Annotated in this window: 20 protein-coding genes; 9 read left to right on the forward strand and 11 right to left on the reverse strand. The window is 67.8% G+C overall.

Annotated features, from left to right (window positions below):
* Positions 1-128: 128 nt before the first annotated feature.
* Together BN1701_RS34040 and BN1701_RS08220 are read left to right on the forward strand one after the other, a co-directional pair.
* Entirely contained in the window at positions 129-575 is a 447-nt protein-coding gene (locus BN1701_RS34040) for a ferredoxin (RefSeq protein WP_231949537.1), read from the forward strand.
* A 113-nt stretch (positions 576-688) separates the two neighbouring features.
* Positions 689-1,915, forward strand: a complete 1,227-nt coding sequence (locus BN1701_RS08220) for a cytochrome P450 (RefSeq protein WP_082859718.1) — start codon at positions 689-691, stop codon at positions 1,913-1,915.
* 49 nt (positions 1,916-1,964) lie between these two features.
* Here BN1701_RS08220 and BN1701_RS08225 read toward each other — a convergent pair whose 3' ends face one another.
* The 9 genes from BN1701_RS08225 to BN1701_RS08265 form a co-directional block, all read right to left on the reverse strand.
* On the reverse strand, positions 1,965-2,627 hold the full coding sequence (locus tag BN1701_RS08225; protein ID WP_157367816.1) for a hypothetical protein: 663 nt from the start codon (positions 2,625-2,627) through the stop codon (positions 1,965-1,967).
* Between the two features lie 65 nt (positions 2,628-2,692).
* On the reverse strand, positions 2,693-2,908 hold the full coding sequence (locus BN1701_RS08230; RefSeq protein ID WP_054047027.1) for an MbtH family protein: 216 nt from the start codon (positions 2,906-2,908) through the stop codon (positions 2,693-2,695).
* Between the two features lie 48 nt (positions 2,909-2,956).
* Positions 2,957-4,399, reverse strand: coding sequence for a multicopper oxidase family protein (locus tag BN1701_RS08235; RefSeq protein WP_054055719.1), 1,443 nt, complete (start codon positions 4,397-4,399; stop codon positions 2,957-2,959).
* An 11-nt stretch (positions 4,400-4,410) separates the two neighbouring features.
* A complete protein-coding gene (locus tag BN1701_RS08240) occupies positions 4,411-5,757 on the reverse strand; it encodes a class I adenylate-forming enzyme family protein (RefSeq protein ID WP_172803207.1) in 1,347 nt (448 codons plus the stop codon).
* Positions 5,758-6,067: 310 nt separating this feature from the next.
* Positions 6,068-6,502 (reverse strand): hypothetical protein, encoded by a 435-nt coding sequence (locus BN1701_RS08245; protein ID WP_157367817.1) that lies wholly within the window; start codon positions 6,500-6,502, stop codon positions 6,068-6,070.
* Between the two features lie 164 nt (positions 6,503-6,666).
* Complete coding sequence (locus tag BN1701_RS08250; RefSeq protein ID WP_054047033.1) at positions 6,667-7,692, reverse strand: NlpC/P60 family protein; 1,026 nt, start codon at positions 7,690-7,692, stop codon at positions 6,667-6,669.
* Positions 7,693-7,707: 15 nt separating this feature from the next.
* Positions 7,708-8,190, reverse strand: a complete 483-nt coding sequence (locus BN1701_RS08255; protein WP_054047035.1) for a poly-gamma-glutamate biosynthesis protein PgsC/CapC — start codon at positions 8,188-8,190, stop codon at positions 7,708-7,710.
* Entirely contained in the window at positions 8,187-9,497 is a 1,311-nt protein-coding gene (gene pgsB, locus BN1701_RS08260; RefSeq protein ID WP_082859719.1) for a poly-gamma-glutamate synthase PgsB, read from the reverse strand. The genes BN1701_RS08255 and pgsB overlap by 4 nt, the downstream gene beginning before the upstream one ends.
* On the reverse strand, positions 9,494-11,635 hold the full coding sequence (locus tag BN1701_RS08265; protein ID WP_054047037.1) for a HAMP domain-containing protein: 2,142 nt from the start codon (positions 11,633-11,635) through the stop codon (positions 9,494-9,496). The genes pgsB and BN1701_RS08265 overlap by 4 nt, the downstream gene beginning before the upstream one ends.
* Before the next feature lie 224 nt (positions 11,636-11,859).
* On the opposite strand from BN1701_RS08265, the gene BN1701_RS08270 reads away from it, so the two are divergent.
* Entirely contained in the window at positions 11,860-12,738 is an 879-nt protein-coding gene (locus BN1701_RS08270) for a hypothetical protein (RefSeq protein ID WP_231949538.1), read from the forward strand.
* Positions 12,739-12,993: 255 nt separating this feature from the next.
* Here BN1701_RS08270 and BN1701_RS08275 read toward each other — a convergent pair whose 3' ends face one another.
* Both BN1701_RS08275 and BN1701_RS08280 read right to left on the reverse strand, forming a co-directional pair.
* Positions 12,994-14,262: an MFS transporter gene (locus BN1701_RS08275; RefSeq protein WP_157367819.1), complete on the reverse strand. Its 1,269-nt coding sequence runs from the start codon at positions 14,260-14,262 to the stop codon at positions 12,994-12,996.
* 202 nt (positions 14,263-14,464) lie between these two features.
* On the reverse strand, positions 14,465-15,316 hold the full coding sequence (locus BN1701_RS08280; RefSeq protein ID WP_054047040.1) for an alpha/beta fold hydrolase: 852 nt from the start codon (positions 15,314-15,316) through the stop codon (positions 14,465-14,467).
* Between the two features lie 236 nt (positions 15,317-15,552).
* Between BN1701_RS08280 and BN1701_RS08285 the strand changes: the two genes are divergently transcribed.
* The 6 genes from BN1701_RS08285 to BN1701_RS08305 all read left to right on the forward strand — a co-directional run bounded on the left by BN1701_RS08285 (position 15,553) and on the right by BN1701_RS08305 (position 21,848).
* Positions 15,553-16,644, forward strand: coding sequence for a methyltransferase domain-containing protein (locus BN1701_RS08285; protein ID WP_054047042.1), 1,092 nt, complete (start codon positions 15,553-15,555; stop codon positions 16,642-16,644).
* A gap of 208 nt (positions 16,645-16,852) precedes the next feature.
* Positions 16,853-17,065: an MbtH family protein gene (locus tag BN1701_RS34045; protein WP_082860300.1), complete on the forward strand. Its 213-nt coding sequence runs from the start codon at positions 16,853-16,855 to the stop codon at positions 17,063-17,065.
* Complete coding sequence (locus BN1701_RS08290) at positions 17,065-18,762, forward strand: DUF885 family protein (protein ID WP_054047044.1); 1,698 nt, start codon at positions 17,065-17,067, stop codon at positions 18,760-18,762. Before BN1701_RS34045 ends, BN1701_RS08290 begins: the two co-directional genes overlap by 1 nt.
* A 5-nt stretch (positions 18,763-18,767) precedes the next feature.
* Positions 18,768-19,607, forward strand: coding sequence for an SUMF1/EgtB/PvdO family nonheme iron enzyme (locus BN1701_RS08295; RefSeq protein WP_231949829.1), 840 nt, complete (start codon positions 18,768-18,770; stop codon positions 19,605-19,607).
* A gap of 40 nt (positions 19,608-19,647) precedes the next feature.
* Positions 19,648-20,640 carry a 2,3-diaminopropionate biosynthesis protein SbnA gene (sbnA, locus tag BN1701_RS08300; RefSeq protein WP_054047048.1) on the forward strand — a complete coding sequence of 331 codons (993 nt, stop codon included), beginning with the start codon at positions 19,648-19,650 and terminating at the stop codon, positions 20,638-20,640.
* Between the two features lie 11 nt (positions 20,641-20,651).
* Positions 20,652-21,848, forward strand: a complete 1,197-nt coding sequence (locus BN1701_RS08305; protein ID WP_054047050.1) for a cytochrome P450 — start codon at positions 20,652-20,654, stop codon at positions 21,846-21,848.
* The last annotated feature ends 24 nt before the right edge of the window (positions 21,849-21,872 follow it).

Genomic DNA, 21,872 nt, shown 5'->3' on the forward strand with positions numbered 1-21,872 from the left:
TCAAGGATTCGCCGATTCGCCGGAAACGTCCCGCCGGCGGGACAGTATTGACGCCTATTGCGCGGGGCGTGCGCGTATCCGAAGATAGGTGAGCAGGTGCTCGCGCCATCGGGCGAAGAGGGGGATCCGTGATCACCAGGGACGAAATCAGGGAAATTCTGTCGACCTGTCGGTCGATGGACCTGCCGCCCGATATCGAAGATGACGCGGAACTGGTCATCGACTCGTTTACGCTCGTCACGATTCAAGCCGCGCTGGAGGACCGGCACGGGCTGGTGGTCGACCCCCGGTTCGAGGACTTACGCCTCTTCACGTCGATCGCCAACATCCACGCGTTTCTGTCCAGGAATTTCCCGGACAGCGCTCCGGCGCCGCGCATTGTCATCGACCAAGACCGCTGTATCGGGACCGGCCACTGCGCGTTCACCGCGCCCGTGGTGTTCAGTCAGGACGACGACGGGCTCAGCACCGTACTGCCCGGCACGCCCGCCATTCTGTCGGATCCCGCCGTGAAACAGGCCGTCCTTGGTTGTCCGGTGCGCGCGATTTCCATCGCGGCGATCGGGGCCGACTAAATCGGATCCGTTGCCATTCACGTGACTTTCGGCCTATGAGGAGGACGAATATGCCCGTCCCGCCCACCTGTCCCTTCAGCGCACCGGAGGACGCGGAGCAAACTCCGAGCGTGATGGATCCCGAGTTGTTGGCCGACCCGTTCAACGGTTACGGACGACTGCGTGAACAAGCGAGGGCCGTGCGGGGCACATTTGTCGACGGCACGCCCGTGTGGTTCGTGACCCGTTTCGACGACGTTCGGACGCTGCTTCGCGACAGCCGGTTCGTGAACCGCCCCATTCCCATGGACGGGGACGCGGGCAACGATCCGCGCGAACGCATGATGGACATTCTGGGAATCCCAGGTCACCTGCGCCCGTATCTGTTGGAGTCCATTCTCGACAGTGATCCGCCGGACCACACCCGACTCCGCCGACTCGTGCTGCGCGCGTTCACCGCCCGCCGCATCCAGGACCTGCGGCCCCGCGTCGAGCGCATCGCCGACGACCTGCTGAGCGGTTTCCCAGAGCACACGCGTGACGGGGCCGTCGACCTTGTCGAGCACTACGCGTACCCGCTGTCGATCAGGGTCATCTGCGAACTCGTCGGCGTTCCCGAGACCGACCACGACCAGTGGCGGGAGTGGGGGAGCGACCTGGTCAACATGCGCCCGGAGCGGCTCGGTCAGTCGTTCCCTGTCATGATCCAGTACATCCACGACCTGATCGGCAGGCGCCGATCCTCGCTGACCGACGATCTGTTGAGCGGACTCATCCGCGCCCAGGACGACGACGGCGGCAGGCTCACCGACGCCGAGATGGTCACGATGATCCTCACCCTGGTTCTGGCGGGCCATGAGACCTCGGCCCATCTCATCGGCAACGGCACCGCGGCGCTGCTCGCCCACCCGGACCAGCTCGCGTTGATCAAGGCGGATCCCGCCCTGCTCCCGCGCGCCGTGCACGAGCTCATGCGATGGTGTGGGTCCATCCACATCTCACGGCTGCGGTACGCCACGGAGGACGTCGAACTCGACGACACGTGCCTCCGTCGCGGGGAGGCGGTGTTGTTCGTGTTCGTCTCCGCCAACTTCGACCCCCGCCACTACACCGACCCGAACCGACTCGACGTGACGCGCCACCCCGGCGGCCACGCCGAGGACCACGTCGGCTTCGGCCACGGCATTCACTACTGTCTCGGCGCGACCCTGGCCAGGCAGGAAGGAGAAGTCGCGCTCGGCAAGCTTTTCCACCGCTTTCCCGCCTTGGCCCTGGCGGACGACCCGGAGACCGTGGAGAAGCGGGAACGGATGAACCTCCCCGGCAGCTGGCGGCTGCACCGCCTTCCCGTGACATTCTGAGGTGGCGAAACGAAACACGCCGACGACATCGTCGGCGTGTTTCGCGTTCTCAGGAGTTGGCATCCGCCAGATTGGCCGCCGCCTTGAGGGCGAGGTCCTCGGCGAGATCCGGGCGCCCGGGAAGGTGGCCGTTGACCATCAGCAGGGTGCGGCCCGACCTGGCCAGGATGGTGTCGGAGTCCAGCACGATCGCTCCGATCGTGGATCGGAACCTGGAGTGCAGGCCCATGTCGGCGACGGCCACGGGGCTGACCGCCAGCTGAGTGATCTCAGCCCGTTCGCCGCCCTCAAGCTCCATGACGAAGGACTTGCAGTGCGCCGTGGCGTGGGCCAGCTTCACGAAGACCAATGTGGACCACATGCCGCGGTAGCTGCCGAATCCCTGCCACACGAACGATCCTTTGAGGTCGGTGAGGAAGACCTCGGCGGTGGCGAACGCCCCCGGTGCGGTGTTGGTCGACATCTGCCGCTGTAGTTCGACCATCGTCGCGCAGGCTGGGTCGCCGGAGATGTACTTGGCGACGCCAGGATTCTCGGACATCGTGTAGAAGCCCGCGGGCAGATCGGCCACGGTGATCAACGCGCCTGCCAGCTTGTCCGCGGGCAGCGGGCGCTGCCGGTGGGTGGTGTCAGCCGCGGCGGTGGCGACCGGGCCGAGGGCGAGAGCGGTCGCCATGACGCCCGCGAACGCCAATCGGAGAAGTCTTGGCATCAACGAAGTTCCTCCTTGTTCGAACCGTGGACGTGGCCGCGGTCCGCGGCGCACGTGGGCGGCGGTCAGCTGTCGGCTGACATCCGTTCGACGAGTGACCGTGGGCGCATGTCCGTCCAGTGTGTCTCGATGTAGTCCAGGCAGTCCTGCCTCGACCCCGCCTGCCGTTCGACCGTCCAGCCCGCGGGCACCTCGGCGAAGCTTGGCCACAGCGAGCGCTGGCTTTCGTCGTTGACCAGCACGAGATACGTTCCGTCCGGGTCCTCGAATGGGTTCGTCATGATTCCTTCCTCGGTGAGGCAGTCGCGCTCGCGCTGCCGGATCCGCGATCAGCGAGTGATTTCCAGCTGTGCCATCATTCCGATCCCGGAGTGGTCCAAGAAATGGCAGTGGTAGGCGAATCTGCCGGTGTGGCCGTGGAAAGTGGCTTGTACCCGCACCGTCTCGCCCGCCGCGAAGGTGATCGTGTCCTTCCACCCGGTCTCGTGCGGGGCGGGTGGCCTGCCGTCGCGGTCAAGCACCCGGAACTGCACCAGGTGCAGGTGAAAGGTGTGGAACACGCCGGGTGGGTCGGTACTCGTCACCGACCAGATCTCCGTCGTACCCAGCTTCGTCGTGATGTCCACACGGTCGGGGTCGAACATCTTGTTGTCGACCAAGCCGATCAGCCTGCCGTCGGCGAACCCGAGCGCCAGATTGACTGTGCGGCGCACTGTGGCGGGCGGTAGCACCGGCAGGGGGCGGAGGACTTCAGGCACCCGACTGTGGTCCTCGGCTTCGCGGACGACGTCGAACCTGAGGACCTTGCCGAGGACTTCGTCGCTGAGGACGAGTTGGGTGCCGACCGGATGGGCGGAGAAGTCGATGACCACGTCGGCCCGCTCGGCGGAGCCGATGACGAGCGTGTCCAGCGGCGCGGGCGCGGCGAGCAACCCTCCGTCGCTGCCCACCTGGACCATTGCGGTCGTGCCCAGGCTGAGGCGGAAGATTCGCTCGTTGGCGGTGTTCACGAACCGGAATCTGTACTTCCGGGCCGCGACAGCGAAGTAGGGAAGAGGGACGCCGTTGGCCAGTGGCGTGGTTCGGTCGGCCGGGTCCCCGACGAGCAGGTTCCCGGCGGCGTCGAACTGGCTGTCGCGCAGCACGATCGGCACGTCGTAGTCGCCGCTGGGCAACCGCAGCCCGCGCTCAGACTCGTCATCGATGAGGTAGAGGCCTTGCATGCCGCGGTAGACGTGTTCGGCTTCCCCGTGGTGAGTGTGGTCGTGATACCAGAGGGTCGCGCCCTGCTGATCGTTCGCGTAGTTGTACAGCCGCGGGCGCCCCGGCTCGATCAGGTCAAGAGGATGGCCGTCGTGGCGGGCCGCGTTGTGCCCGCCGTGCAGGTGCACGTTTACCGGGGACCCAGTCTTGTTGGTCACCATCACAAACGTGCGCCGCCCGGTCTTGGCCCGGATGGTAGGCCCCAGGACACCGTCGCCGTAGGACAGCACCGGGGTCCGCACGCCCGGCAGGATCTCGGCGGTCGACGGCCGCACCGACAGGGTGTAGTAGTCGAAGTGCCGGGTGGACAAGCGCGGCACGAGTTCCCGCGGCGTCGGCATCGGGCGGGCGAACGCCTCGAACACGGGTTTGACCCCAGGGCCCCGCGGCGCGACGGGATGAGCGGGATGGGCGGTTTCGGCCGAGACGGCTCCGTCCAGCAGCCTCGGCATCCCTAAGATCCCGGCCGCGACGCCGCCCGCCAGCAAAGCCTGTCGCCTGCTCAGCATGCCGCTCCTCACTATTTGTCCGAGTGAATGAGATCCCGGTTTCGAATGAGCTTGCCCGTCGCGTTCCTGGGCAGTCGTTCGGATCGGATGAACCGGCGGGGGATCTTGACGGGGGCGAGCCGTTCCCGACACCATGCGGTGAGCTCGTTGGAGCCCGGCAGTTCCGTCCCGGCGATGAATGCCTCTATCGATTCGCCGAACATCACCACAACCTCGGCGATCGCGGGATGGCGGGAAAGAACGGCCTCGACTTCCATCAGATCGACCTTCAAACCACCGATCACGACGAGCGAGTCGGCCCGGCCGAGAATCCTCAACACCCCGGCGGCGTCCTGCTCGAAACGGTCAAAGGTGCGCAGCGCGCCGTCGGTGAATCGGTCCGACAATCCATCGCCGAGATAGGGCGACATCGCCATGCGAATGCGCATCTCCTGCTCGACCAGTTCGATGTCGACACCGGGCACGGGTGTGCCGACAGCAGGCGGTGGGGCAGTGCCCAGCGGCGCCGCGGCGACGAGTCCGATCTCGGTCAGCCCGTACACCTGCCCGATGCGGACTCCATAGCGCCGGTGGAAAGCGTCATAGGTCTCGCGCGGCAGCAGTTCCCCGCCACACACCGCGAGCCGCAGCGAAGGTGTCGGTGGCGGCTGCGCGACCTGACTCAGCAGCTCGAAGTGGGCGGGCACACCGTAGACGGCGTGTACCTCCGCCGCGGCGATGGTCCTGGCCACCTCGTTCGGGCGCAGGCTCGTCGGGAAGACCACAGCCGCTCCGACATTGAGCGCGTGCAGCACGCCGCTGATGAGGCCCATCGTGTGCGAAATCGAGTTCAACAGTAGGATCCGCTCGCCCCGCACCGGAAGGCCGTCGACCGCGAGGTGGCGGTCAAGCTCCGCCAAGATCGACTCCGGGGACCGCCCGATGATCTTCGGCACCCCGGTCGACCCGGAGCTGAACTGCACGAGACGGATGTCCGGGCGTCCCGCACGCCCGCCGGACCTCCGGTGCACGACAGGTGCGCCCGCCTCGACGTCGTGCTGGAAGCCGACGGCGCGTCCCACCCGATCACCGCCGACGACGACGAACTGTGGGTCTGCCAAGTCGACAAGCGTCCGGCACTCGGCCTGCGGCACCCGATAATCGACCAGTACGACCGTCGCGCCCACACTCCACAATCCGAAAAGTGTCGCCAGATAAGCCACGCTCGGCGCCATCTGAAGGGCGACCGTGGTGCCCTCGGATATTCTCGCCCTTGCGAATGTGGCAGCGTATTCCCGAGATTGCACACGCAGTCGGCGCTTGCTGATCGGGCCGTCGAAATAGGCCCAAATGTCGTTGTCATTCCCCTCGGCGAGCATGCGCTCACCCCACCATGAAAACATTCGTCAGCCATCCTCCGGGCATCCTGAAGCCGCATTCATTGTGTCGCGGGGAATTTGCCTGGCCGATGGAACGTAACATGGCGAGCAGTCGGGCATCAAGAGAGGTCCGCTCGTTGTCCCGCTGGCGGGACACGAACGGACCTCTCTTGCTATTACTTCACAACGCCCCGCCTGCCTTCAGTGAGACGATTGTTGGGATAGGCGAATGTGAACTTCTCGCCGAACCGCTGGTTCAGGATGAACTCAGCCTCCCGCCTCGCATACGGGCTGGTGGGACAGTCCTCGATCAGGTGGTGCAGAGTGAGGCGACGACCGTGCGGTCGGCGCCGACGACAGAGTCGCCCACGGTCACCGGCGGGGTGAGCGAGCTGGTGACCGACGCGGACACCGTCGCGCCCTCGGACAGCCCTCGCACGGTCAGCACGACTCCGGACGCCGGGGACGCACACGAGTCGACGTCGACGTCGACCGTGGCCGCGGTGTTCGCACTGAACACGACCGACAGCTGGCCCGCCGCGGTACCCGGCACGCTCGCCGACACCGATCTGTCGCCCACCGTGAGAGTCAGCGAGGCGGGCGGCAACGCCGGAACCGGTGCTTGGATCGAGCCGGACGCGCTCACCGGAACCGTCGTGGTCGCGGCCGCGGCCGGAGCCAGCACCACGAGCATGGCACCGGCGACTATGCCCACGCCCACCTTCACCAGACGAGAAACCACCATGACACTCTCCTGTCCGCACACGAACGGTCACCCACCGTGACCGTTCTGGAATGCCGATCCTGGTCCCCACCCGCATCGGCTGACAAGGGATGTCAACTGGTCGGCGCAACCGTTGGTCACGGTCTGAGTGAGTAGTCCTTAACGGGGTTCCCGGCGGGCGTCCTTCACAGCCTGCGAGCGGCCCGCCATGACTGAGAGTAATGCCCACCGTCGTCGAGCAGCGACGTGCCGCCGACGTCGCCGAGAGTGGGGCCGTTGATGCGTTCGCGGCTGGAGATGAAGCGGTGGTGGCCGCCATCGTCCAAGCCGAGGTAGATGCCTGCGTGGTCGAGGGTCTCCGGATCGTCCTCGACCTCGAAGAAGACCAGGTCACCTGGTTGCAGCAGGCCGTAGGCGGTGGCGCGGGCCCCGGTGTTGGGAACGAGTTCGACGCCGGGGCCGTGCTCGGCGATGGCGTAGGCGCGGCGCGGCAGGCCCGGGCCGGGTTCGTTGGTTCCCAGCAGCGGCATCCCCATGCGGTACCCGAAGACCAGCCGGATAAACCCGGAGCAGTCGGCCGCGCCGTAGCGGGACTTGTCCGGTTGCGCGGTCGCGTCGGGGAAAGTCCAGGGCACGCCAAGGTAGTCGTAGAAGTCCGACTGCTCCTTTCGGCCGGTGCCGCTCGACTTGATCGGGCCGAACGACGCGTCGCCGCGGAAGCGGACGTTCTTGGCGTCGCGTTCCTCCGGCGCGTCGATCACGTACTGGGTGGCCACCTCCAGGACGTCCGGGCTGGTGTCGGAGCGGGCGTCGGAGAACCAGGTCTTGAACCATGGGGTGGTCTCGGCGCCCGGTGTCCATGGCTGGGGGACGAGTCGGACCCAGGCGGTCGTCACGACCTTGGCCCTGGTCGCGGCTTGCTCGGCGAAGGTCCGCTTGGGTCCGGTGAACAGGGCCGTGCGCGCGCCGTCGGTGAGGACCGCGACGGTCGACCCGCCGTCGCGGACCACGGTGCGGGCAGGGTCGGCCAGCCGCTCGAACGTCAGGGGCTCGACGACGGCCGCCGCGGCACCGGACGTCCCGGTGACCGACATGGGCCGCGGCGTCGGCCGGGACTCGGTGATGAAGAGCCAACCACCCAGGCACGCGAGCAGCGCGACGGTCGCGCCGCCCCAGAGCCGGGTCCGCAGACGTGTGCGAGATGCGGTCACGACGACCCCCTCGGTTCAGATGGTGGGGACCAGGCCGGCCAGCACGCCGCTCGCGAGTACCCCGAATCCTGCCGCGCTGACGGTACCTGTCGCGGCGAGCGTCACCAGAGGGGGCTGTCTGACCAGCTGATACGCGATCAAGCCCGGCACGACGAAGCCAAGCGTCTGGTGGGCGAACAGCAGCGGGAAGTCCTTCTGGATCAACAGGAACAGCGTTGTCTGGAACAGCACGCCGGTCAGCACGACCGCGGCGAAGAGCCGCTTGCCGTAGAGGATCACCGCGCGCTGCAGCAGCTTCACCGCGCCGTAGGTGAGGCCGCTCATGATCACCACGATGGCGGCCCTGCGGTAGTCCTCGATCAGGGTCAGCGCCAGCCAGCCCGGGGTGATCATCCCGCCGGGGGACAGGTTGGTCGTCAGATAGCAGACGAGGGAGAACACCAGGCCGATGGCGAGTCCGAGGGTCGCCACCTCCGGTGCGAGCGTCGTCGGGTTCATGGTCGGTTCCTGGTCCGCACGTTGGTTGGTCCGGGCATGGTGTCGAACAGCCTGCCCCGGATGACCAAGGGCCCACGCGCGGCGGGCACTGGCCGATGTGGCTGGGTGACTCGTTTTGGCTGGTCGGCGGGCAGTTCCTCGAGGGCGTCCAACTCCTCCAGCAGCAGCTCGCCCTGGCCGTGGATGTTCCCCACCGCCACGAGCGCGGCCTCGTCGTCGATCCCCGCCAGGATCGCGGTCAGCAGGTCCGCGGCGGGGCGGGTCCCGCCGAGGTCGACGATCCGGTCCTGCCACTCGGCGGGGACAGTCTGGCGGGCGCTTCGGGTCGGCTCACCGATGAGCAGCACGCGGTCGGGGTCGATGTCGGCGACGATGGCGCCCATCTGGCCGTTGCGTTCCACGCGGTCGGGGCGGCAGTTGATCACCAGGTGCAGCGGCCGTTCGATGGCGCCCTGGTCGAGCAGCCGCTGGATGTTCATCAGCGTCGACTCCGGGTCGTTGGCGGCGAACACGTTGGCCAGCCGGACAACCTTGCCGTCGCCTGCCAGGTAGCGCTTGACCGACAGCACGCCGGGATCCGGGCGCGCGGCCCACATGCCTTCCAGCGCCAGGCGCCGGTTGACTCCGAGCAGCGCGGCGACCTCCAGGGCGATGGCGACGTTCTCCTTGAAGGTGACCCAGCTGAACCCGGCCATCTCCTCGTCGGTCACCGATTCCGGGTCGACCGCGATCAGCTCGCAGTCACGTTTGGCGGCCTCTTCCAGCAAGATGGGCAGCCGCTCCCGCTCGGCGGTGACGCAGACGCCGCCGTACGGCATGGACCGGCTCAGCGACCGGGCCACGTCGTCGAGGGTCGGGCCCATCTCGGCGAGATGGTCCTCGCGGACGTTGCACAGCACGCCGATGGTCGACTTGATCAGCTTGGCCTGGTTGATCTCCTGCAGGTCCGGCATGACCGCCATGCACTCGATGACCAGGACGTCCGGCGCGTAGGCCGCGGCCCGGCGGACGATCCCGATCTGCTCGACGATGTTGGCGATGCCGAACTTGCGGTAGACCGGCTCCTCGCTCCCGTCGGGGTGGATGAATCGGGCGGCGGTGCCGGTCGTCTTCGCCGCGGTCACCAGGCCGCCGCCGCGCAAGGCGCCCGCGCACAGCCGGGTGATCGAACTCTTGCCCCGGATGCCGTTGACCAGCACGCGGTGCTCGATGCGGTTGAGCTGGGCCAGGTGGTTGCGCTGCTCAAGCAGACCCGCGGCGAACAGGCTCATGGTGAGGATGACCATGACGACGTAGAGGTAGGTCATCGGCGTCCGCTTGTCACCCGACGGCCGCGGGGTGCGGGCGGGTCGACCGGGCGCATCAGCATCGTCTCCGCGGTGGCCGCGCCGCGCGGCCTGCGTACCTCGCCCAGCCGGTCGCGCCCCTCGGTGACCGCCTGGCGGCAGATCTCCAGGCAGGCGGCGATGGTGCCGATCTCGTCGTGGCGCTGCGGGTAGATGACGGTGTCCCGGTCGCCGTCGGCTATCCGATCGGCGGCGGCGGCGAGCCTGCGCAGCGGTTTGATCACCAGGAAGAGATGCCAGCCGAAGAGCAGCAGCGCCAGCAGCGCCGCTACCAGCGCGACCATCTCGGTGTGCCTGCGCAGGTCGTTGGCGGGAAGCGCCAGGTCCTGCACCGGATGCACGGACAGGACGGTCCAGCCGAGCTTGCCCGCGTCGCCGCCGTGGACCGCGGCCGACGCGACGATCGCCTCGGACTCCCCGCCGGACTGGATGTCGGCGACCGTGTCGCCCCGCTGGGCCAGGGCGATGTTGTCACGCAGGCCCTGGTCGGTCACCTCAGCGAAGGCCACGTAGCCCCCGGTCGCGCTGATCGTGCGGAAGTCGGCGTCGACGAGGCGGACTCGCCCCGGGGCATGCCTGAGCAGGTCAGCCAGGTGATCGACGTCGAACTCGCCGATCAGGGTGTGGGTTTCGTCGGGCAGGGGGACGTGGGCGAAGATCACCGGAACGCGGCCGCTGCTGTTCTGCTGGCGGATTCCTTCGCGCCCCGACGCGCGTTCGGCGCTCCGCAGCGGAGTCCGGCCCGCGTGCGATTGGGCCCCGCCGGACTGGTCGACCAGGTAGACACTGCGGTAACGGGGCTGATCGAGGACCAATTGCCGCGCAGCATCGCGGACCGCGTCCGGCCCCTCCGCGCCGTGCAGGGTGACCACGGCCGACAGATCGGCAAGGCCGTCGTTGACGCTGCGCCGCAGCGCGTCGGTGGCGCGGCCGGTTTGGTCACGCAGGCTGGTGACAAGCACATCGGGAACCCTGGCGGGCTGGTCAGCGGTGGTGACCAGGGTCGTACCCGACCAGGCGAGGATCGCCGCGGCCACGATGGCCACCGCGACCACGGCGGGCATCCCGCGAACGGCGACCGGGCGGTCCTTGCCCCTTAGTTCGTCGCGGCAGTCCGCGACCGTGGCCGCGATCCGGGTGACCTCGCGGGTGGGCGCCCGGTGCACCTTGGCGTTGAGGTTGCCGCCCGCGACCGCCAGGATGTCGGCGCGCAGCCGCCGAACTGGCCGGATGAGGAAGACCCGCAGCACCAGGTACCCGCCGACGCTGATCGCGGCCAGGGCGGCGGCGGGCAGCATGCCCCGGCCTGCCGTGCCTGCGGCATCGGTCGGCGCATTGCCCACGGTGACCACCGCGAGGTCGAGCGCGTGCGCCCCACCGGCCGGGGCGACCGCGGCATAGCCGACTGTCGCCTGGATGCCGTCGGTGACCGGACCGAGCAGGGAGCCCGCCGCACCGGCCGCGGCCTGCCCGGCGCGGGTGATCAGGTCGTCGAGACCGGCGCTGGCGTGCGGCGACCGGCTCGCGGCGACGACCTGTCCGGTGAGCGTCGTGAGGTGCAGCGCCTGGCCCAGAGCGGGGTCGGCGACGGCGTCCGGCAGCCGAACCGCCGAGGTCACGCTGAGCAGGCGGTCTCCGGGCAAGGCCACCGTGGTGACCAGCAGCACGTCGCCGTTGCCCGCGACGACTGTGCCGAGGGTGACATCCCGCACATCCCGGCCGACGGCGTTCACGGGGAACTGCTCGCCGCGGGCGGCCATCAGCGCGCGGGTCGGTCCGCCGAGCACGGCGGCCCCCCGCCAGCGCGACTGGCCCGCGATCTTGTCCAGCAGTGGTTCCACCGGAGCGTCCGCTCGCTGCTGGGCCGCGGCCAGCCTCAGGTCGCTGATTCCCTGTTTCGCCGAGGCGCCGACGCCTCTCGCGATATCGGCGGCGAGTCGTTCCTGGGTCTCGATGAAAGCCCGCGGCACGGTGTCGCCGCCGCGATGGTCTAGCAGGATGCCGGTCAGCGCCGCCAAGCCGAGCAGCAGGACGAGGAGACAGAGAGCTGGGCCGCCGATGTTCGACGGGAACCCGGTCTCCGGGATCTGCCTTTCCAAACTGCGTACCTGTTCAGCGCGCTCAGGGGTGCGCCGTCTGGTCACAGACCTCCGCCTTCGATTGCCCCCAGCTGGGTTCGCCGCGCGGCTGACAGCAGCCGACGACTTGCACATTCTGCTACACCCGGCGGCTGGAGTTGCACACGCATGGATGACACTGGGCAGGACTGCGAAGGTACTCGACTACTGATAGTGAGATTGGTGTGCGACCGCGTGCTGTTTGGGTGGTTCTCCTGTCTCTCGTGGTCGTGGCCGGATTTCTCGTCGCGCTGGCATGGCGGGACCAACCCGCTGAACCCCTAGGCGAGGAACACGATCTGGACCGGGTGGTCGCGGACTTCGTCGCAGACCTGTCCGCCGACGCGCCGTACCGGGCGCCGGACCCGGACGAGCGGGCCGCACTCGCGCAGGTGGTGGACCGACTGGCTTCCGGCAGCGCGACCGAGGTCGCCGACCGGGTCCGCGCCCTCGGGTACGAGACGCGTGAGGGCGTGGACAAGCCCACCGGGCGCCCGTACGTCGTGCTGGCCCACCCGTCCGGCACTGAGCGCGCGTGGGGCATGTTCGTGGTCGACCGCTCGCGGTCCGCGCGGGTGATCGTCGAGGTGCCGCATCCCGCATCCGACCTGCGCACCGAGGACATCGGCCTGGCCTTGTTTCGCCGCGGCCCCGGCGCCGTGCTCGCGGTGTCGGGCACCCACCGGCGAGCCGCGGGCGGCGCCGGTGACGTTGCCCACCGCGCGGACTCGATGTTCCACGCCGTGACCGACACGCTCGCGCGGCGAGGTCTGCCGCAGGTGCAGCTGCACGGCTACGACGACGCCTCGCTGCCGGAAGCCGACATCGTCATCTCGCCCGGCGCCACCGAGACCACGCCCGCGCTGCGGTCGGCCGCCGAGGGCCTCAGCGGCGCGGGGCTGCGGGTCTGCCAGGCGTGGTCGCAGCGGTGCGGCGAGCTGGAGGGCAGGCGCAACGAGCAGGGCGTCGCCGCTGCCGAGCACGGTGCGACGTTCGTCCACGTGGAGATGAACGCCACAGTCCGCGACGACCGTGACCGATGGGATTCCATCGTGGATGTCCTGGGGGACACCGACTTCGGGTGATGACCGAGAGCGATAGGAAGGAAGCAATACCGTGCGCACAGCACTGCTCCGACACAAGTGGCGGATCTTCAAGGAGCGCAAGGGAAAGGTGGTCGGCGACGACCCCACCCCCGTCGTACTCGCTCACCACCATGGTCCGGCGGGCCACGACCGCCTCAGGCCGAGCTGCCGATGACCGTGGTGAGCGCAGGGTAGGAGTCGCCCGATAGCGCAAAGGAACGGCCCGTCCGTCCGGCAACCCCCGATCACCACTAGCTAGGGGACGGTCGTCTCGGTCGGGATCGGTTCCCGCTGTTGTCTCAGACCACCGCGTGCCAGCAGGAACGCGGACAGGATGAACAGCACCGACATGACCGCCAGCAAGACCCGGAAGTCCATCCAGATGATCAGCGCGGCGCCCAACGCGATCGCAGCCGCCTGTGGGATCAGGACCGCCATGTTCACCGCCGCGTCGACGCGGCCGAGGAGTTCGCCGGGGGTGCGGCGCTGGATCAGGGTCGACTCGCCGACGTTGACCGCCACGACGCCCGCGCCCATCATGGCCGCGGCGATCAGCACCGCGGGGAGCCAGCCGCTCATGAGCAGTGGGCTGCAGGCCACCGTCATGCCGACGAGACCACAGACCATCAGGCCGCGCTCGCCCACGCGACGCATCACCGCCGCCGCCACCAGGCCCCCCAGGATCGCGCCGATGCCCGAGGTGGTCTGAACCACGCCGAGGAATGCGGGCGGCTGGTTCAGACCTTCGTCGACGACCGCGTACGTCACGCTGCTGAAGATGCCGAACGCGAGCAGAGTGACCACCCCGGCGAGCACCAGCCGGAAGATCTCGGGAGTGCGGCCGACGAAGCGGGCGCCCGCGGTGAACTCGACCCAGAAGCGTTCACCGGAAGGCACTGGCTTGTCCTCGCGGTGCCGAAGGGCGATCAGGCTGATGGCGGCGATCAGGAACAGTGCCGCGTCGAGCAGGATCACCGGCGTCGGCCCGACGAAAGTCAGCAGGCCCGCGCCGATCAGCGGGGTGACGATCCGCAGGCCCTGCTCAGCGATCTGCTGGACGGCGTTCGCCTCCCCGAGCAGTTCATCGGGGGTGACCTGCGGGAGCAGCGCCGCCTGTGTCGACAACCCGAGGCCGCTGAGCGCCCCGTAGCCGAACATCACGACGTAGATCAGCCACAGTCGGTGCTCGTCGGCCAAGAGCAGCAGGCATACCCAGGCCGCGGAGACCAACTCGGTGTTGATCAGCAGTCGACATCGGCGTACCCGATCGACGATCACGCCGCCGATCGGCAGCAACAACAGCCCGCAGATGTAGGCGAAGAATGTCATGCCTGCCGCGCTGTTGCTGCCGGTGAGCATCTTCACCCAGATGCCCATGCCGAGCCAGAGCACATTGCCACCGGCCAGCGACAGCATTCGCCCGATCAGATACACCCGGGTGTTGCGGTGGGCGAACAGCGCGCGCATGGCGATCCGCCGCGGCGCACTCTCGGTATCCGCTGCGCGTCCGTCGTCTTGCGTCAACCCGACCTCCCCAGTGGCACCAATACCGTGATCCGCCCGTATTGGGGGATCTCAGGGCACGTACGCGCGCCTATTCGGCTTGGCTGCAGGCTCCGCGTCGGCACGCTAGCACTTCGGTCCCGCGGCTGGGAAGACTCAACGAACTCTTTTGACTTCGGCGCGCGGCAACCCCTATTGATGGTATTTACGATTTCTTAACGCACTATTCTCGGCGATCTTCCCAGTGGACGTCGTCGTTGAAGAACCAGTCGAGGACAAAGCAGGCCGCCTTCGGATCCGGCAAATGTGATTGGTCTTCGAGGACTTGACGCCGCGCGTTCGGGATGCTCGCGGCGACCACGTCCGCGGCTTGGTCGTAGAACGCGGGAGGCATCTCGCTCATGCCCAATCGGGCGTCCGCGCGGAGACCGCCGGTGGCCACCAGAGTCGGCTGTGTGATCTTCTCCAGGCGGTCGGTCGGCGGCCTGCCGTCGCCCGTGCTAGCCGCCTCGTAGGACAAAATGTGCGCGATGGTGGCCATCCGCTCCCAGTTCGGCGAGCGTCTCGCCGCCGCGATCTGCGTCTCCGAAGCGCCGGAAAATCGCATGGAACAGGCGATCGCGTCACCGCGCCGCCCCTCGGCGAGTGCCACCCACAGCTGGTCGACGTAGACCTGCCATCGCTGCTGGGTATCGCCCGCCACGCAGTACGGCACCTCGTACACCGCGAGTCGATCGATGTCGACGCCGGCCGCCGCGGCTTCCAAGGCGAGGGCACCACCGGAGGAGATCCCGAAGACGTGGGTCGGTCCGCCCCCGTTCTCGGCCCGCGCCACGGCCGCGATCGCGTCGAGGTCCTCGATCTCGCGTTCCACCGCGTAGGGCAGTGTGTTGCCGCTGTCGCCTCGGCCGCGTCGGTCATAGAAGTACACGGTGAAGCGTCCCGCCAGTTCGACCGCGAGTGGCGTGTACTCCGAATGGTCCAGGATCCCCGCGCCCACCAGGATGACCGCGGGTCCGTTCCCCATGCGCCGGTAAGCGATCGGTGTGCCGTCCTCCGAGATGACCCGGCTCATGTGGCTGCGTACCTTTCGTCGACGGACGGATCGACACGATTGCTGTCCATAATGGACAAAGCGGTCCCGGGTTGTCGGGCGAAGAAGGCCACTGAGGCAGGCTTCCATATCGCTCATGGCATGTCCATTGTTGCCCGCGCGGCTCGACGGCGGCGTAGGGTCGGTTGTCATTGACGCGGCGATCGTCGGGGCGCGATCATGCGGATCGTGCCGATCGCGGCGCGGAAGGCGGGCGAGTGGCAAACGACACCGCGAGAGATCAGACCGGGGAGCAGGCCGTGCTCCTGCTGCGCGCGCTCGCCGACACCGGCTCGGCTCGTGCGACCGACCTGGCCGCCGCAGCGGGCATCCCGGAGGCGCCCGCGACTCGGCTGCTGTCCAAGTTGGCGGCTCTTGACCTCGTCGAATTCGATCGGGTCACCGCGCTGTACCGACTGGGACCACAGGCTTTGCGGACGGCTGGTGCGCCGTCCGAGCATCGGGAGGCCCGCGATGTGGTCCACGATGTCGCCGACCGCGCCGGACCGGGGACGAAGGTCAACGACCTCGTCAATCGACTGGTCATCGACGTCTGGGATGAGAATCTCCACCAGGGCTACTGGCACTCCGACGACGACGATAGTTCGAACCGGGTGGCGACGGACCGGTTGACGGACCTGGTGATCACCCACTCCGACCTGGGTCGGGGCGGTCGGGTGCTCGACATAGGCTGCGGCGTAGGCGTTCCAGCGCTTCGACTCGCCGAGGCGGCGCCGGTCGATGTCGTCGGCATCTCGAACAACCATTTCCAGATCGACCAGGCGAACCGTCGGGCGGTGGCCGGGGGTGCCGCGCAGCGGGTGCGGTTCGAGTACGCCGACGCACTGGATCTGCCGTACGCCGCTGACTCCTTCGACGTGGTATGGATGGTGGAGTGTCTTTCGGCGCTGGATCGGCGGCGGGCTCTCGATGAGGCTCGCCGGGTGCTTCGGCCTGGTGGGCGGATCGTGCTCACCGACCAGATGCTGACCGGCGTGATGAACGACCAGAACCGCGGCCTCATCGAGGAGTATCTGGCCTCGACCGATGCCAGCCTGCTCGACGCCGACGGGTACCGCGCGCTGATCGCTGCGGTGGATTTGGAGGTTGTGACGCTGATCGACATTAGCGAGCACACCAGGAAGACCGCCGTCCGAATGATCGAGGCTGTCGACCGTCGTCACGACGAGTTGATCGACCGCCACGGACGGGCGGTCGCACCGCTGTTGGAGATGTTCCGATCTCCAGTGCCGACGATGGCGGAAATGGGCTATGTCCTGGTTGTCGCAGGCAAACCGACCGGTTCGTAGGGGTCAGTTCCGCCTCGGTGAGAATCCAACTTTCGTAGCCTTGACAGGCTTCATTACCTGCCCCTAAGTTCGGCGATTTTGGCGACGCGTTCCTTAACGGCAGGACTAAGGGGGGTCACGCTCGATTCATCGCTTTCTCGATGCAATCGCGATAGCATCGGCGTCGGACCTTGCAGCAAGCTCAACGGAGCCGTGGAGGCCGGATACAGTGTTTGACGATGAGACCGCAACATACTTTGTCGTCGTCAACGACGAAGAGCAGTATTCGATCTGGCCTGCTCATCGCGATGTGCCCAATGGATGGCGGACGGTCGGTTCGGCGGGGCCGCGCGAGGAATGTCTGACCCGGATCGAACAGGTTTGGACGGATATGCGGCCCAAGAGCGTACGCGAAGCGATGCAGCAGAAGTCCGTTCGATAGTGGACGGGCTTGTCCGGCTATCGAGCCAGGTCCGGGAATCCCAACTCGACGGTACGGTCGCCGACGCGGCGATGACGTCGGTGTCCACCGTGGTGGAGCATTTCTTCCGACAGCATCCGAGTGTCGCGCGGCGTGCGGGACGACACGAGTTCGACGGCCGACTCCCTGGGGTCGACCGGCGTTCGGTGGATGAGATCGATCGGATGCTGTTCGTCGCCACGAACCATCTGCAAGCGCTCCCGGAATCGGTGGACCCGGAACTGCGCGCCGATGTGGCCGCGGCGGTGAAGTTGCTCGACCACGAGCGGTTCCGCGTCGCCGTGCTCGGTCGGGATCGTCCCGGTCCGCTGGACCTGCTCGCCGAGGCCGATGTCGCGGTCTACCTGAGCAGGTCGTACGCCCCGCTCGCCGAGCGGGTCGACGCATTGGGGGACCACCTCGCCGGACTGCCGGACTTCCTGGCGCGGGCAGGCCGGACACTTGGCGATCGGCTCCCCGCGGGCGAACGTCTGCGCGGGGTGGAGCAGGCCAGGAGTCAGGCTGTCGGGATCAGGAACGTCGTCCAGGACCTACAGGAGCGTGGTCTGGAACCGGCACGGCCTCGGCTCGCGGCCATCGCGTCGAGCGCGGCGGGCGCGTGTGAGCGCTACGCCGCCGCGGTGGCCGAGACGAAGCCCGCCAGGGCGGTTCTGGGGCCGGAGCTGCTCGCCGAGTTCCTGCGCGCCGCGGAGGGGATCACTCATCCGGTCGCGGACCTGCTCGACGAGGCGGAGGCCGAGGTCGCGGCGGTCCGCTCCGCGCTCGATTCGGCGGCGGCGAGACTAGGGGTCGGGAATCGGGATGAGGCATATCAGCTCATGGCCCGCAAGTTCTCCGACCGTCCGGTGCTGGAGTCGTTCAAGTCGACCACCGACCGACTGGAAGCGTTCTGGCGGCAGCAGGACGTCGTCTCGGTGGTGGCGGCGACACCGCTGCAGCTGCGGCACCCTCAACAGCCGGGCGGATCCGCGGCGGTCTCGTTCGACGCCGCTGGTCGGCTGGAGCAGGTCACGCAGCCCCACATCGTGTATGTCCCCGTGCTGACCGACTCCCCGGAACAGAACGGGGTGAGTCTGCGACGGCAGTACTTCAACGACCCCATGCTTGAGATGATCGCCGTGCACGAGGTGTTCGCGGGCCACTACGTGCACGCGGAGGCGTCGCTGCGCGGGCCGAGTGTGCTCCGCACCTGCCTGCCGTGCTTTCCCGGGATCAGCGAAGGGTGGGCCCACTACGTCGAGGAGCTCGCCATCGAGCACGGGCTCGCCGACGGGAGACCGCTCATCGAGGTCGCACAGCTGAGGTTCGCGCTGGAGGCCGCGACCCGACTGTTCATCCACCTGTCCGTCCACATGGGACGAATGACCTTCACCGAAGCGGTCGACCGCGCCATCGCGCTGTGCGGCTGGTCGATGGAGCGAGCCGCCCGCGAGGTCCTGATCGTCGTCTCCGATCCTTTTGGCGCCATGTACACGCTGGGCAAGCTGCGTATTCGCGAGTGGCGGAAGACGGCCGCCGCGGGCGCGGTGTCGTGGAACCTCAAGGGTTTCCACGATCGACTCCTGCGGGCGGGCCTCGTCCCGCTGGCCGTGGCATGGCAATACCACCTCGACGGCCAGCGCGATCCGCGATCCGCGTCGGCAAAGGAGAGTCTGTGACCAACATGAAGAGTGAGCCCGCCGTCGCCGCGGACCTGGGAGCAGGCGACTGGGTGGCCATTCCTGGTGGACCGTTCATCATGGGATCCGACGAGGTCAGGCCGGATGGCAGGCCGCTGGCCGCGTCGCCGCGGCACACCGTCGATGTCGATTCCTTCCGGATAGCGCGGAGTCCGGTCTCGGTGGCCGAGTTCGCCCGGTTCGTCGACGAGACGTCCTATGTGACCACCGCGGAACGCTCCGGGCGAAGCTGGGTGTGGATCGGTACCGAGGACAAGGACATGATCCCGGACCAGGAACACCTGTGGATCAATCTCGACGGCGCGACCTGGCGGGCCCCCCGGGGACCCGGATCGGACATCGCCGACAAGGCGGACCATCCCGTGACCAACGTCAGCCATCGTGACGCCATCGCCTACTGCGAGTGGTCCGGCACCAGGCTGCCCACTGAGGCCGAGTGGGAGAAGGCCGCGCGCGGCACCGACGGCAGGAACTACGCGTGGGGCGACACACCGCCGACGGCGACGGTCTGCAACCACTCCATGAACGTCCGCGACACCACTCCCATTGGGGCCTACCCCGACGCGGCCGGGCCGTACGGAGTGCACGACGTGGCCGGGAATGTCTGGGAGATCATGGGAACCGGGTGGCACCGGTACCCGTTCGACAAGGACAAAAGCCCACAGACCATCGTGACCAAGTTCGGCACCGTCGAACTGGGCACCATCCGCGGGGGCTCGTTCTACAACAACTTCGATCCGCGTGGTGTGGCCGTCTGGGTGCGGACCTACATCTTGTTGGACTACAGCTGTTACGACATGGGTTTCCGGGTGTGCGCCTGCTGAGTTCCGCCGGTCGGCATCGTACTGGGGAGGGGGGTGTGTGATGGACAGCGTGTTGTGGAACCGGATCGAGCTCGTGTCCCGCGAGTTCCCCGAGACGGAGACGGTCCAGCTCGCGCACGAGCGGCTGCGCCTGTTCGTCAAGATGGAGACGACCAACCCGAGCGGCAGCGCGAAGGACCGCTCGGCGTACTGGATTCTTCGCGAGGCCGTGCGACGCGGCGACATCACCCGCGACACCACCGTCGTAGAGTCCTCCTCCGGGAACTTCGCCCTCTCGATGGCGCTGTTCTGCGGTCGTCTCGGTGTCAGGTTCATCCCGGTCATCGACCCGAACGTCAACACTTCGACCGAGACTGTCCTGCGCCGCTCTTGTGCCAGGGTCGAGAAAGTGGCGAGGATCGACCGGACGGGCGGATACCTGCTCAGCCGACTCGACCGGGTCGCCGAACTCCTGGCCGAGATCGAGGACGGGTACTGGCCGAACCAGTACGCGAACATCGATGGCGCGCAGGCACACTACGAGCTCACCGGACGCGAGCTGGTCGCGTCGCTCGGCGACATCGATTACCTGTTCGTCGGGGTCGGGTCGGGCGCGATGATCGCGGGACTGTCGCAGCGGGTCGCGGAACTGTCCACCGATGTCACCGTCGTCGCGGTGGACGTGGCGGGATCAGTCATCTTCGGCGGAGAGCCGCGGCGTCGCCACATTCCCGGGATCGGTTCCAGTATCCGATCGCCGCTGGTCGACAAGGCGATGATCTCCGACGTCGTCGTCGTCTCGGAGCGGGAGGAGGTCGCGGGCTGTCATGACCTGCTCCGCGACCACGGCATCTACGCGGGCGGATCGACGGGATGTGTGTACGCCGCGATCAACCGGTACTTCGAGGGATACCGCGGCCCGCCGCCGGTGGTCGCGTTCCTGTGCGCCGATCGCGGCGAGCCCTATCGGGACACGATCTACGACGACAGTTGGGTAGCGCGGACCCTCATGCCCGACCGTGAGGTCCGCGACAGGAGTGCGTCCGCCACATGAAGGGGAGCAGAGTGGCCACACGGGCGGCGACGTGGACCGACCCGCCCGCCGACGAGGCGGGCGTCGTCGCCTGGCTGCGCGAGATGTGCGACAGCGGTTCGATTCGGCACGACCCCAACGGCGACTGGCACATCTTCGGGTACGCGGACGTGCTGGACGCCCTGTCGAACCACGCCGCGTTCTCCAACGCCGTGGTCGGGCCGCCGCCCGAGGACTCCCCGATGAACCTGTACCGGACCGGCAACCTCTCGTGGATGGACCCGCCGCGGCATCGGCAGTTGCGCGCGCTGGTGAACCGCGTCTTCACCCCTCGCTACGTGGCGGGTCTGGAACCCATGGTCATCGCCACGGTCGAGGAGTTCCTGGACAAGATCCGATCCGCGGACCGGATCGCGTACGTGGAGGAGTACGCCGCACCTGTCGTCTCGACCGTGATCGCCAGGATGGTGGGGATCCCGCCCGGCGGCACCCGCCTGTTCCGGCAGTGGTCGAAGGACTTGATGGCCCTCGCCGACCCGGAGACGACGAACGACGGGCTGCAGACCGTCTTCACCAACACCCAGGTCATCGGCCTGTACCTGCGCGAGTTCATCCAGAAACGGCGCCGCGATCCGCGCGATGACCTCACCAGCGGGCTGATCGCCGCCGAGGTGGACGGCGAACGGCTGGACGACGCCGAGATCGCGGGCCTCATCGCGCACCTGCTCGCCACCGGGCAGGCGGCCACGCTGACCTTGGTCAATGCCGTCATCTGCCTCGATCAGCACCCGGCCGCCACGGCCAGGCTGCGGTCGGACCCGACCCTGCTCGGCACCACCGTCGAGGAGGTGATGCGGTTCCGCAACCAGACCACCCGACTCACCCGGCGCACCGTCGAGGACGTTTCAATCGGGGGGCACGTCATTCCCGCCGGGCAGTCGGTGTCGATCTGGCTCGCGGCGGCCAACCGCGACCCGCGAGCGTTCCCGGACCCGGACACCTTCGACATCGAGCGCGCACCCAATCCGCACCTTGCCCTCGGGCACGGAATTCACTACTGCCTAGGGACTTCCCTCGCCCGCATGGAAATCGGGATCGCACTCGATCGGCTGCTGAGGGAAACCCGACATTTCTCGGTGGACTACGCGACCAGCAGGCTGCTCGATCCCCGCCAGATGTTCGGGGCGAACGAGATTTCCCTCAGGGTCGACTGGCTCGATCCGCGATGACCTCGTCGAACCGTGTGTGGCGCG

Origin of the sequence: Alloactinosynnema sp. L-07 (assembly GCF_900070365.1) — a bacterium.
Lineage (GTDB): Bacteria > Actinomycetota > Actinomycetes > Mycobacteriales > Pseudonocardiaceae > Actinokineospora.

Coding starts and splice junctions, on each gene's coding strand:
- BN1701_RS08295 (WP_231949829.1), top strand. CDS start 18,768: ATGAAGAGTGAGCCCGCCGTCGCCGCGGACCTGGGAGCAGGCGACTGG.
- BN1701_RS08235 (WP_054055719.1), bottom strand. CDS start 4,399: ATGCTGAGCAGGCGACAGGCTTTGCTGGCGGGCGGCGTCGCGGCCGGG.
- BN1701_RS08230 (WP_054047027.1), bottom strand. CDS start 2,908: ATGACGAACCCATTCGAGGACCCGGACGGAACGTATCTCGTGCTGGTC.
- BN1701_RS08245 (WP_157367817.1), bottom strand. CDS start 6,502: ATGGTGGTTTCTCGTCTGGTGAAGGTGGGCGTGGGCATAGTCGCCGGT.
- BN1701_RS08225 (WP_157367816.1), bottom strand. CDS start 2,627: ATGCCAAGACTTCTCCGATTGGCGTTCGCGGGCGTCATGGCGACCGCT.
- BN1701_RS08240 (WP_172803207.1), bottom strand. CDS start 5,757: ATGCTCGCCGAGGGGAATGACAACGACATTTGGGCCTATTTCGACGGC.
- pgsB (WP_082859719.1), bottom strand. CDS start 9,497: ATGACCTACCTCTACGTCGTCATGGTCATCCTCACCATGAGCCTGTTC.
- BN1701_RS08280 (WP_054047040.1), bottom strand. CDS start 15,316: ATGAGCCGGGTCATCTCGGAGGACGGCACACCGATCGCTTACCGGCGC.
- sbnA (WP_054047048.1), top strand. CDS start 19,648: ATGGACAGCGTGTTGTGGAACCGGATCGAGCTCGTGTCCCGCGAGTTC.
- BN1701_RS08255 (WP_054047035.1), bottom strand. CDS start 8,190: ATGAACCCGACGACGCTCGCACCGGAGGTGGCGACCCTCGGACTCGCC.
- BN1701_RS08220 (WP_082859718.1), top strand. CDS start 689: ATGGATCCCGAGTTGTTGGCCGACCCGTTCAACGGTTACGGACGACTG.